10 protein-coding genes and 1 rRNA gene are annotated in these 12,095 nt (G+C 33.8%); 10 read left to right on the top strand and 1 reads right to left on the bottom strand.

All coding sequences use genetic code 11. The annotated features are described in order from the left end of the window. Positions 1–81: 81 nt before the first annotated feature. From BN2665_RS00760 to murD, 9 genes are all read left to right on the top strand, one after another. A complete protein-coding gene (locus BN2665_RS00760) occupies positions 82–816 on the top strand; it encodes a hypothetical protein (RefSeq protein WP_055665216.1) in 735 nt (244 codons plus the stop codon). Between the two features lie 524 nt (positions 817–1,340). Beyond that, a complete protein-coding gene (locus BN2665_RS00755; RefSeq protein ID WP_154674832.1) occupies positions 1,341–1,670 on the top strand; it encodes a hypothetical protein in 330 nt (109 codons plus the stop codon). A gap of 19 nt (positions 1,671–1,689) precedes the next feature. Then, complete coding sequence (locus tag BN2665_RS00750) at positions 1,690–2,172, top strand: DUF1648 domain-containing protein (protein WP_055665214.1); 483 nt, start codon at positions 1,690–1,692, stop codon at positions 2,170–2,172. Positions 2,173–2,448: 276 nt separating this feature from the next. Then, positions 2,449–2,979, top strand: a complete 531-nt coding sequence (locus BN2665_RS00745) for a DUF6512 family protein (RefSeq protein ID WP_242865876.1) — start codon at positions 2,449–2,451, stop codon at positions 2,977–2,979. A gap of 378 nt (positions 2,980–3,357) precedes the next feature. Then, entirely contained in the window at positions 3,358–3,666 is a 309-nt protein-coding gene (locus BN2665_RS26810) for a hypothetical protein (RefSeq protein ID WP_154674831.1), read from the top strand. A 267-nt stretch (positions 3,667–3,933) separates the two neighbouring features. Next, positions 3,934–4,722, top strand: coding sequence for an electron transfer flavoprotein subunit beta/FixA family protein (locus tag BN2665_RS00735; RefSeq protein WP_055665212.1), 789 nt, complete (start codon positions 3,934–3,936; stop codon positions 4,720–4,722). Between the two features lie 23 nt (positions 4,723–4,745). After that, entirely contained in the window at positions 4,746–5,942 is a 1,197-nt protein-coding gene (locus BN2665_RS00730; protein ID WP_055665211.1) for an electron transfer flavoprotein subunit alpha, read from the top strand. Positions 5,943–5,957: 15 nt separating this feature from the next. Beyond that, positions 5,958–7,355, top strand: coding sequence for an FAD-binding oxidoreductase (locus tag BN2665_RS00725; RefSeq protein WP_055665210.1), 1,398 nt, complete (start codon positions 5,958–5,960; stop codon positions 7,353–7,355). A gap of 188 nt (positions 7,356–7,543) precedes the next feature. Beyond that, positions 7,544–8,923, top strand: coding sequence for a UDP-N-acetylmuramoyl-L-alanine--D-glutamate ligase (gene murD / locus BN2665_RS00720; RefSeq protein ID WP_055665209.1), 1,380 nt, complete (start codon positions 7,544–7,546; stop codon positions 8,921–8,923). A gap of 65 nt (positions 8,924–8,988) precedes the next feature. On the opposite strand, the gene BN2665_RS00715 is transcribed toward murD, so the two are convergent. Further along, positions 8,989–10,002 carry a DUF5050 domain-containing protein gene (locus BN2665_RS00715; RefSeq protein ID WP_055665208.1) on the bottom strand — a complete coding sequence of 338 codons (1,014 nt, stop codon included), beginning with the start codon at positions 10,000–10,002 and terminating at the stop codon, positions 8,989–8,991. Positions 10,003–10,551: 549 nt separating this feature from the next. Between BN2665_RS00715 and BN2665_RS00710 the strand changes: the two genes are divergently transcribed. Next, positions 10,552–12,054 (top strand): 16S ribosomal RNA (locus BN2665_RS00710). Positions 12,055–12,095 lie beyond the last annotated feature (41 nt).

The following is a 12,095-nucleotide window of genomic DNA, read 5'->3' as shown; positions in this document are numbered from 1 at the left end:
ATTTTGTAAATATAAGAAATAATGGTATAATTTATATATAGGATATTGAATTTAAGCTATTTTATGTAGAGGTGAAAACAAATGACTAATGTAGCATTACTTTGTGCAACTCATGATCCTAGCGGTAAAAATATTAATCTTATAACAGAACTTGCTCCCACCTTAAATACTATATACACCAAATTATTTATAACAGTAAGCGAGGAAACCAATAAGGAATTAGTTAATATATTAGAAGAGAACAGTTTTAATATAAGAGTTATTCCCAAAAATGGTGCAGCACAAGCTAGAAGAGAAGTGATTAAATTTGGATTAGAACATAAGGAGCAATATTTTCATTATTGCGATTTTGACAGATTGCTTACTTGGAGCAACAGATATGCTTATGAGCTTAGGAAGATGGTTAGTGAAATACCTAAGCATGATTATTTAATTTTTGGCAGAACAGAGAGAGCCTTTAATACTCATCCTATTCAGTGGATAGAAACAGAAAAAATTACAAACAGAATATTCTCTTTAGAGTTAGGGAAAGAGGCGGACGTAACAGCCGGATCTTGTGGCTTTTCAAGAAAAAGTACGGAATTAATATCTCTTTATTCTAAGGATAAAATGACTGATGCGGAATGGCCCATGATAGTAAAAAGGATTGGTAAGCTAGAGGTTTCTTATAAATCTGTGGAAGGTTTAGAATATCAAGAAGATATAAACGGATATAGTAGACAAGTAAATGCAGCGGAAGAATGGTTTGGAAGAGTAAGACTTTGCTATATTATTAGTGAATCAGCTATAAATGCGGGTAAAGAATTTATGGAGTAAGAAATAGATGAGCAACAAATATATTGTTCTGAATTTTCTCAGAATGCTGATAGAAGATACTATGAACTAAAAATATTAAATGTATATAATAAGCAAAGGTATATAATAAGCAAAGGTATATATGAGCTTTATGAAAGAAGAGAGCTAAAGGAGTCTAGAGAGAAGATAAAGGATTGTTGGAAATTTTATTTTGTAATATCTGTAATCACTTTATTTTATATGACCTTTTCTATAAATCTTCCTAAAGACTTCAATGTTATTATGTTTATTATAGGTATAATAAATTTAATTACGGCTATTTCTATAGCGTTGGTGTTTAAAAAATGTAGAGTGGATTTAAAACAGTAGATGAATTAGAATTGATAACTAAAGTTTGCCCTGAAGTAGGGATAATTCTTAGAACAATTAATATAGATTTAGTAAGAAGTTTCTCTATTGCTTTTGGATTGGCGTTTGGAATTGCTTTTACTGAAGTAATATTTTTTAAGAAATAATAAACTAATTTTAAGAGGGGATGAATGATTTTGAAAAGAAGATTAAGAGTATTACTAATAATGTTAATACTTAGTACATCTCTGCTCTTAGCATATAATAGTTATGCCAAATCCATCGTTAGAGAGTATATCTATTTTTTAAATAGCACAAATCTAAGAATGTTTTCAAAATTAGGCATAGTAGGAGAGGTACAACTTGAAAAAATTATAAAGCAAAGTCCTAATAATCTGGTTATGCTAATAAAAATAGGAGAGGATAATAAAGCCTATGTAACGATAGAAAATTGGATGACTAAAGCTCATGACCGTATACAAATACATGTTATAGATAATGAAAAGACTATTATGATTAGAGAATAATAAATTATGGAGTGAAATTATGAAAAAAGAAGTTAGGTTTACAGTTACACAAAAAATTATTGAAGTTATAACTGCAGGTATGCTTCTATTCTTAATAGCATACTTAGCCATTAACTGGTCATCGATTCCTGATAAAATTCCATCTCATTATAACTCATTAGGCATAGCTGATGCTTGGAGTAGAAAGACATCTATAATAATGCCGCCTATTATTTCTATAATTTTATATACATCACTTACTCTATTGTCTTTTTTCCCAGCTATATGGAATACACCTGTACAAGTAACAGATAAAAATTATTCTTTCGTATATCAAAATACAAGAAGTCTGATTTGTTACTTGAAGTTAGTGCTAGTAGGCACCTTTTCGTATATGACTATTTGCGCTGCACAAGGTAAAGCTCTTGGAAAACTGTTTTTACCTCTAGAATTAATTACAATTTTTGGGGTAATTCTTTGGTTTATTGTTAAGATTGTAAGAGGGGCTAATAAAACAAAATAATATATTTAATGACATATTCATGAATACAAAATTGAAATTAAAAATAAATTTAAAGCTAAATTAGGGGTTCTACCTCTCCACCTCTCTTAAGAGAAACAAGTTTAAATATTAGCATTAGTTTCTCTATACACAATAGTAAATAGTATTTTTAAAATGTAATTTACATATATATACATTGCGAAAGTTATAATATATTACTCTAAAGATATGATGCAAGAACTTTAAAGCAATATATGTATTAAATAAAAAGGGGTGGTTCTTATTAAAAGGAAGCAGTTGTCGCAACCTGAAAAATGGATAATGCTAGGTATTCCAGCTCTATTTATCATCGGATCTATAATGCATTTTGCATATGATCTAACAGGGAAAATTGCACTAATTGGCATATTTTCGCCTATAAATGAAAGCATATGGGAACATCTGAAGATGGTATTAATTCCTATCATTGCTTGGTGGGGTGCCTACTATGGTTCAAAGGGCAAAAAATATAATATTAACAAGGAAAGATGGTTTTGGGGAACAGTTATTTCTATAATTTCTTCAATGGTTATAATAGTAGCTTTTTATTATACTTATACTCAAGCTACAGGCATAGAGTCCTTAGCTCTTGATATATTTGATTTATTTTTGGGAATTGCAGTTGGTCAATGCTTAGGACTTCATATCTATAAATACAGTAAAGGAATAAATATATATGTCTCAATTTGCATAATGATATTATTGATAGTAGTATTTGGAATATTTACTTTTAATCCACTATATGTCCCTCTCTTTAAGGATGGGTCAAGCGGGAAATATGGATTATAAAATATAATAGTTATATTGATGATGGCCTCTATCTTTAAGATGAGGCCTAAAACTTTGTATTTACCAAAATTGGTATTTTAAACTTAAAGTTTGTGGTAAAATAAATCTAATTATTGAAGAGTTAATAAATTTTTAAATAATAACTTATTTAAGTTATTAAGGGGAGAAGTTCATTAGTGTATATTATACGGAGGGATAATGGTGATTAATAATATTTTAGCCTTTGTACTTCACATAATTTGTATTTTTACATCCTTTATTTTTACATTATGGTTTGTATCTACGGGGCCAACACTTGGAATATATACTACAAATATCATTTTTAGAATATTTTTTATTATAATATTCATAGTGATTTATATTTATTTAGGAAGCTTTTTGAGTACTAAAAAAGATAAAAAATATGATTTTATTAGTGGTACCGTTATAGCTTTAATTGGTATTTTTTTGTGGGGGTATACTCTTTTATATACTGGAGGTAATTTATGTTCCATATCTGAAGAACAAAGAGAATATTGGATATTATTTAATATATATTTTTGTCCATTGACTATAAGTTATCTCTTCTTAGATATAACTACTACACCGTTAATATTATTTTTTACAACTATGATACCTTCTTTATTTCTTGGATGTGGTATTAGATTGAAAAGATTAATGAAGAAAGAACTTTTAAAACCTAAATAAAGTTATGAGCCTAAGTAGAAAGTTGTCTATTTAGGCTTTTTTAATATAAACTTTGTTAATTATATAGCAATGTAAACAGACCTCTAAGCCTTAGAAAATCAAAGGATTTAGACAATGCATGAAAATAACTTTCGAAATACACCCTATATTCATAAAAATAAATTTTAAATTATTTAGTATAAGTAGTAGAATTAAAGTGTAAACATTAACAGTATATAATTTAACATTTGATTTTGTATATCTTACATTTTTAATGGAGGGGTTTAAGTGAATATATTAGTATGCATAAAACAAGTTCCAGGAACATCAAAAGTAGAAGTTGATCCAATAACTGGAGTTCTAAAGAGAGATGGGGTAGATTCCAAAATGAATCCCTATGATTTGTATGCTTTAGAAACAGCTCTTAGAATAAAAGAGCAGCAAGGTGGAGCAGTGAAGGTTATAACTATGGGTCCACCGCAGTCTCAAGAAGTTATAAGAGAAGCTTATATGATGGGTGCTGACGAGGGCGCACTGCTTTCGGATAGGAAATTTGCAGGAGCGGATGTACTAGCTACGGCTTATACGCTATCTCAAGGCATTAAAAAAGTTGGACAATGTGATTTAATAATATGTGGAAAGCAAACTACAGATGGGGACACCGCTCAGGTGGGACCGGAGATGGCAGAATATCTTAATATTCCACATGTGGCTAATGTTTTAGAAATTGTAGAGATAAAGAAGGAATCTATCATAGTAAAGATGGATATGCCTAATGCTATAGAGAAGGTAGAAATTAAGTTTCCATGTTTAATCACTGTAGAAAAGGGAATATTTGAACCAAGGCTACCTTCTTACAAGAAGAAAATAGAAACTAAAGATAAAACTATATCAATCTACGGCTTAAAGGATTTTAAGGATCAAGATGAAAATAAATATGGTCTAAACGGCTCACCCACTCAAGTAGAGAGGATTTTTCCGCCAGAGCACAATTCTGAACATGAAAATTGGAGCGGAGATTCCGAAGAGTTAGCCAAAAGGCTTGCACAGAAATTAAAAGATTTAAAATTTATATAATGGATGTACTAGGAGGAATATAGATGGGAAGATTAGTAGTTCATAATGAAAAACTTAATAAGGATAATGTAGAAGCACTGCTTAAAGTATGTCCTTTTGGAGCTTTAGATTTAAAGGAAGGCAAGGTAGAAGTAAATGCTGCCTGTAAAATGTGCAAGCTTTGTGTGAAAAAGGGACCGGAAGGTGTCATGGAGTACGTAGAAGAAGAAGTTAAGTCCATAGATAAAGGCCTTTGGAAGGGGATAGCGGTTTATGTAGACCATGAAGAAGGACATATTCATCCTGTTACCTTAGAGCTTCTTGGAAAGGCAAGGGAGCTAGCGGATAAGGTTAATCATCCAGTATACGCCATATTTGTAGGACATGATATTAATAAGGCTGCAGAGGAATTATTATATTATGGTGTTGATGAAGTATTTGAATATAACCATAAAGAATTAGAGCATTTTAGAATAGAACCCTATACTGCAGTTTTAGAAGATTTCATAAATAGCAAGAAACCATCTACTCTATTAGTAGGAGCTACTACCATAGGCAGATCCTTAGCTCCAAGAGTAGCGGCTAGATTTAGAACAGGGTTAACCGCAGATTGTACTATATTAGATATAAAAGAAAATACAGATTTGATACAAATAAGACCTGCTTTTGGTGGAAATATCATGGCTCAAATAATTAATCCTAACAACAGACCTCAATTAGCAACGGTTAGGTATAAAGTTATGAATGCACCAGAAAAGAAGGCCCTAGCTCAAGGGAAAATAGTTCAATGTAATGTAAAAGAAGAGGCTTTAAAATCTAATATTGAAGTTTTATCCGTAACACCAAAAGAGCAGGAAGAAAGTATTTCTGAAGCTGAAACTATAGTAGTTGTTGGAAGAGCTATAAAGTCAGAGAAAGACATGGAACTTATAGAAAGGTTAGCCAAAGCTTTGGGAGCACAGATTGCCTTTACTAGACCTCTAATTGAAGCAGGTATAGGGGATGCTAAAAAGCAAATAGGATTAAGTGGAAGAACAGTAAAACCAAAGCTAATAATTACCCTTGGAGTTTCAGGAGCAGTACAGTTTACCGCTGGAATGGGTGGTGCAGAGCATATATTTGCAATAAATAAAGATGCAAATGCACCTATATTTAATGTAGCCCATTATGGAATAGTTGGGGACATCTATGAAATTGTTCCTAAACTTCTAGAGAACATTGAACAGTTTAAGGCTTTATAGGAGGAGGGTATACTTATGGAATATAAAAAAGTGGAGCTTAAAGATATTGAATATTTAAAAACCATAGTAAATATAGATAGGGTATTTTATGGAGAGGATATAAATGAGGACTACGCTCATGATGAACTAGGTGGAATAAGCAACAAACCTGAGGTTTTAGTAAGTGTTTCTTCTACAGAAGAAGTTTCTAAGATAATGAAATATGCTTATGATAATAACATTTCAGTGGTAGCAAGAGGCTCAGGTACAGGCCTTGTAGGAGCTTCTGTGGCTATTAATGGAGGAATAATGATAAGCCTCACGGCAATGAACAAGATACTTGAATTAGATGAAGAAAACTTAACTCTTACCTTAGAACCTGGAGTACTATTAATGGATATTAGTAAATTTGTAGAAGCTCATGATTTATTCTATCCACCGGATCCAGGTGAAAAGTCAGCCACTATAGGAGGAAATATAAGTACTAATGCTGGTGGCATGAGAGCAGTTAAATATGGGGTTACTAGAGATTACGTAAGAGGCTTAGAGGTAGTATTGCCTAATGGAGAGATTTTAAACTTAGGTGGAAAAGTAGTAAAAAATAGCTCAGGCTATAGCATAAAAGACTTGATAATAGGTTCTGAGGGAACATTAGGTATTATAACTAAAGCAATTTTAAAATTGCTTCCTCTGCCAAAGAAATCCATAAGCTTACTTGTGCCCTTTCCAGATTTAGAAAAGGCTATAAATACAGTTCCGGATATAATAAAATCAAAAGCTATTCCAACGGCTATAGAGTTTATGCAAAGAGAAGTAATAATAGCTGCAGAAGAGTTTTTGGGTAAAAAATTCCCGGATAATTCTTCTGATGCTTACCTATTACTGACCTTTGATGGTAATAGCAAAGAGCAAGTGGAGAAAGATTATGAAAAAGTAGCGGATATATGCCTAAATTCTGGCGCATTAGACGTATATATAGTAGATACTGATGAAAGAAAAGAAGCGGTTTGGTCTGCTAGAGGAGCCTTTTTAGAAGCTGTAAAGGCCTCTACTACAGAGATGGATGAGTGTGACGTGGTAGTTCCAAGAAATAAGGTAGCTGAGTTTGTAAAATATACTTATGAACTACAAGATAAATTCGATGTACGAATAAGAAGTTTCGGACATGCTGGTGATGGAAATCTGCATGTATATGTTCTAAGAGATAATTTATCTGATGAACAATGGAAACAGAAATTAGCTGATGTTTTTGAATGTATGTATAAAAAGTCTCAAGAGTTGCAAGGATTAGTTTCTGGAGAGCATGGTATAGGATACGCTAAAAAGTATTATATGTTTGAACAATATGGAGAAGAATATATTAATTTGATGAAGGGCATTAAGAGCGCTTTTGATTCTAAAAATATACTAAATCCACAAAAGGTTTGTCAATAAAATAAAGAGGTTGCCATGAATCTTGGCAACTTTTTTAATATATTTTAAAGTTTGAAGTGGCATATTATTAGTGATATAATAATTTTGTTATTGGAGAACTAATTTTTTATAAATGAATAAGATAAGATTAGAAATTGCTTCTCTAGCATATAGTTACATTAGGATAATGATTATATCCGGAGGTATTTATGAAAAAGGACTTTTGTGATTTTAAAAAATTTATAAAAGAAAAAGAGGTAGCTGTAGTAGGAATAGGGGTAAGCAATATTCCCTTAATTAATTTCTTATTGGAATTAGGTGCGCTAGTTACAGCTTTTGATAAAAAAACCGAAGAAGAATTAGGAGAAACTGCAGAGGATTTTAAGAGGAAAAATGTAAAGTTAAGTCTAGGTGAGAATTATCTAAAAAACTTGACAGGTTTTGATGTAATTTTTAAAACCCCTTCCATGAGAATAGATAGTGAAGCATTAGTAAGAGCGAAAGAAGAGGGCGCTTATATAACCTCTGAGATGGAAGAGTTTGTGAGGTATTGCCCTGCTAAAGTATATGGAGTTACAGGCAGTGATGGTAAAACTACTACCACATCCATAATCTATAATCTTTTGAAGGAGCAAGGATATACCACTTGGGTAGGTGGCAACATAGGAAAGCCTCTTTTCTCTAATATTGAAGAAATAAAACCTGATCATAAGGTGGTATTAGAGCTTTCTAGCTTTCAACTTATGACTATGGATACTGCGCCAGAGGTAGCGGTAGTAACAAATCTAAGCCCTAATCACTTAGATATGCATAAGGATATGCAAGAGTATATTGACGCTAAGAAAAATATATTTATTAATCAGTCTGAAGAGGGTATTTTAATATTAAATAGGGAAAACAATATTACTTATTCTTTTGCTGGAGAGGCTAAGGGAAAGGTTAGATTTTTCAGTAGTAAAAGAATACTTCATGATGGAGCTTATTATATAGACGAAAAATTATATGTTTTTGGTACTGAAATATGTTCTAAAGAAGATATGATAATAAAGGGTATTCATAATGTAGAGAATTATCTTTCAGCCTTTTTAGCTGTTTATAAGGATGTAGAGATAAGCACTATGATTAAGGTGATTAAAAGCTTTAAGGGGGTGCCTCATAGGAACGAACTAGTGAGAGAACTAAGAGGTGTCAAGTATTATAATGATTCCATAGGATCAAGCCCTACAAGAACCTTGGCTACTATATCTGTTTTTGATAAGCCTGTTATACTAATAGCTGGAGGCTATGATAAAAATATCCCTTTTGAACCCTTAGCAGAAGAAGGGATAGACAAAATTAAAGCTTTAATTTTATTGGGAGCTACTAGAGGTAAGATTAAAGAAGTTTTTGAAAAAGTCATGAAAGAAGAAAAAATTAATATTCCTGTATATATAGCAGAATCCTTAGAGGAAGCAGTAATTAAAGCTAAGGATATTGGTAAGCAAGGAGATTACGTGGTATTGTCTCCTGCTTGTGCTAGCTTCGATATGTTTCCCAATTTCGAAGTTAGAGGAAATAGGTTTGCGGAAATAGTAAATAGTCTAAAGTAAAAAATGCCCTTTTGGTAAGGAAAAAAGTCTAACTAATAAATCCTTAGCTTAAGGGCATTATATTTTTATAATTTTAGTGAAAATATAGATTTAGGGTCAAGTTTGCTTTGATAATATAATATATTATTTGATATAGAATATTGATTTATAGTTTCTTCAGAAAGTTTTTTGCTATTGGATAAATCTAAAGAACTTCTATAAAGTTTATTAGAATCAGTTTTAGTCATGTAGTAAATATAGTCCGAGGATATGTAGATATTTTCAGTTCTGTCCTCTATAAGTTTAGTTTTTTCCTTTTCATTAAGAGAAAACTTATACAACTTTTCATTATCAGTTTTATTGATGTAATAAACACTGTCTTTTGATAATCCAAAATAACTTGGTACATCATCAAGTATTTTCACATTACTTTTACCAGTGACTTTAACTGCGTAGAGCTTCCAATTATCTTGAGCATTTTGATAATATATCCAGTCACCACCTATAGAATAATTACCCACAGTAAAGTCAATTATCTTCTCCTTTTGTTTGCCATCTAGAGAAACCTTATAGAGTTTATTATAATCTGATTTGTTTATATAATATATCCAATCCTTACTAAGTGATATATATAAGCAACTATCCTCAGTTAGCTTTTCTCTCTCTTTTCCGTCATTTTTAATTCTATAAAGTCTTCCGCCATCGGAATCGTTAGCGTAATATATGTATTCTTCATTAACTGCAATGCTATGTGAAGAGTCATTAGTTAATATGGAAGCTTTAGTTAGATCTAATTTTCCATCTTTAATATTTTGAAGTGATAGCTTATAAAGCTTCCAATTGTCTGACCAGTTAGAGAATATTAATTCATCCTTTGTTTCTGTAACACTTGAACTAATAGTTATGCTGTCATTATTTACAGGAAAATTTTCTACATCAATTTCCGCATTTTTATTTGGAGCGGAATTATTTAATGAGGTATCAGAAGAGTTATTGCTATCCTTATTAGTAGAAGTATTTTTATTAGAGCAGCCGTATAAAGGTACAATAAAAAGTACTATCAAAATAAAGTAAGTAATTCTTAATTTCTTATTAGCCATAAAAACCTCCAGATTTAAAAAACTTAATAGTGTAAAGTATTAAGCTTTTAAAATTATATTATATAATTAAATTTTATATTAAAACTAGGTTTTTGTACATATATATGGAAGAAATTTAAAGAAATATGTATAAACTTCGACTTGTTAAGGCAGAATATGTTTAAAATTAATTAAAACCTTCCCTGGTGTATCTATAATATTAATAATTAAAAAGAAAAAGAGATTAAGAGGATTAAGCATGTTATTTGCGTTTTTTGGATGTTTTTAATAGAGAAGGATAATGTTTTTGTGATAATATTTAAAAGTCGTCTGAAACAAGCGACACTGAAACAAAACATTTAAGTAGACTTAAAAAATAACAAGTTAACAAAGATTAAAAAAATCTAAAAAACTTGTTGACAGGTGAAAACTTAAATGATACAATAAATTACGCTGTTGAAACACAGCATGGTCTTTGAAAATTAAACAGAGGAAAATAAACATGAAACCAGCAATTCTTTATGAGAAATCATAAGACAAAGTAAGAATGAGCAATCAAACTTAAATTTTTAAATTGAGAGTTTGATCCTGGCTCAGGACGAACGCTGGCGGCGTGCCTAACACATGCAAGTCGAGCGAGAGACTTCGGTCTCTAGCGGCGGACGGGTGAGTAACACGTGGGCAACCTACCTCATAGTGGGGGATAGCCCTCCGAAAGGAGGATTAATACCGCATAACATTGCTTTATCGCATGGTAGAGCAATCAAAGGAGTAATCCGCTATGAGATGGGCCCGCGGCGCATTAGCTAGTTGGTGAGGTAAAGGCTCACCAAGGCGACGATGCGTAGCCGACCTGAGAGGGTGATCGGCCACATTGGAACTGAGACACGGTCCAGACTCCTACGGGAGGCAGCAGTGGGGAATATTGCACAATGGGCGAAAGCCTGATGCAGCAACGCCGCGTGAGTGATGAAGGCCTTCGGGTTGTAAAGCTCTGTCTTCAGGGACGATAATGACGGTACCTGAGGAGGAAGCCACGGCTAACTACGTGCCAGCAGCCGCGGTAATACGTAGGTGGCAAGCGTTGTCCGGATTTACTGGGCGTAAAGGATGCGTAGGCGGATTTTTAAGTGGGATGTGAAATACCCGGGCTCAACTTGGGTGCTGCATTCCAAACTGGAAGTCTAGAGTGCGGGAGAGGAGAGTGGAATTCCTAGTGTAGCGGTGAAATGCGTAGAGATTAGGAAGAACACCAGTGGCGAAGGCGACTCTCTGGACCGTAACTGACGCTGAGGCATGAAAGCGTGGGGAGCAAACAGGATTAGATACCCTGGTAGTCCACGCCGTAAACGATGGGTACTAGGTGTGGGAGGTATCGACCCCTTCCGTGCCGCCGTTAACACAATAAGTACCCCGCCTGGGGAGTACGGTCGCAAGATTAAAACTCAAAGGAATTGACGGGGGCCCGCACAAGCAGCGGAGCATGTGGTTTAATTCGAAGCAACGCGAAGAACCTTACCTAGACTTGACATCTCCTGAATTACCCGTAATGGGGGAAGTCCTTCGGGACAGGAAGACAGGTGGTGCATGGTTGTCGTCAGCTCGTGTCGTGAGATGTTGGGTTAAGTCCCGCAACGAGCGCAACCCTTATTGTTAGTTGCTACCATTAAGTTGAGCACTCTAGCGAGACTGCCCGGGTTAACCGGGAGGAAGGTGGGGATGACGTCAAATCATCATGCCCCTTATGTCTAGGGCTACACACGTGCTACAATGGCCAGTACAGAGAGAAGCGAGACCGCAAGGTGGAGCAAAACTCAAAAACTGGTCCCAGTTCGGATTGTAGGCTGAAACTCGCCTACATGAAGCCGGAGTTGCTAGTAATCGCGAATCAGCATGTCGCGGTGAATACGTTCCCGGGCCTTGTACACACCGCCCGTCACACCATGAGAGTTGGCAATACCCAAAGTCCGTGAGCTAACCGTAAGGAGGCAGCGGCCTAAGGTAGGGTCAGCGATTGGGGTGAAGTCGTAACAAGGTAGCCGTAGGAGAACCTGCGGCTGGATCACCTCCTTTCTAAGGAGTCGAACATATAGGGATAACCTATATGATAAGAA

It is taken from the genome of Desnuesiella massiliensis (assembly GCF_001403615.1).
GTDB classification, from domain to species: domain Bacteria; phylum Bacillota; class Clostridia; order Clostridiales; family Clostridiaceae; genus Desnuesiella; species Desnuesiella massiliensis.
This window is presented reverse-complemented; position numbering and strand designations above follow the sequence as displayed.

Excerpts from the sequence above, each read along its gene's own strand:
- BN2665_RS00760 (WP_055665216.1), top strand. The coding sequence starts at position 82 with ATGACTAATGTAGCATTACTTTGTGCAACTCATGATCCTAGCGGTAAA.
- BN2665_RS00750 (WP_055665214.1), top strand. The coding sequence starts at position 1,690 with ATGAAAAAAGAAGTTAGGTTTACAGTTACACAAAAAATTATTGAAGTT.
- BN2665_RS00730 (WP_055665211.1), top strand. The coding sequence starts at position 4,746 with ATGGGAAGATTAGTAGTTCATAATGAAAAACTTAATAAGGATAATGTA.
- BN2665_RS00725 (WP_055665210.1), top strand. The coding sequence starts at position 5,958 with ATGGAATATAAAAAAGTGGAGCTTAAAGATATTGAATATTTAAAAACC.
- murD (WP_055665209.1), top strand. The coding sequence starts at position 7,544 with ATGAAAAAGGACTTTTGTGATTTTAAAAAATTTATAAAAGAAAAAGAG.
- BN2665_RS00715 (WP_055665208.1), bottom strand. The coding sequence starts at position 10,002 with ATGGCTAATAAGAAATTAAGAATTACTTACTTTATTTTGATAGTACTT.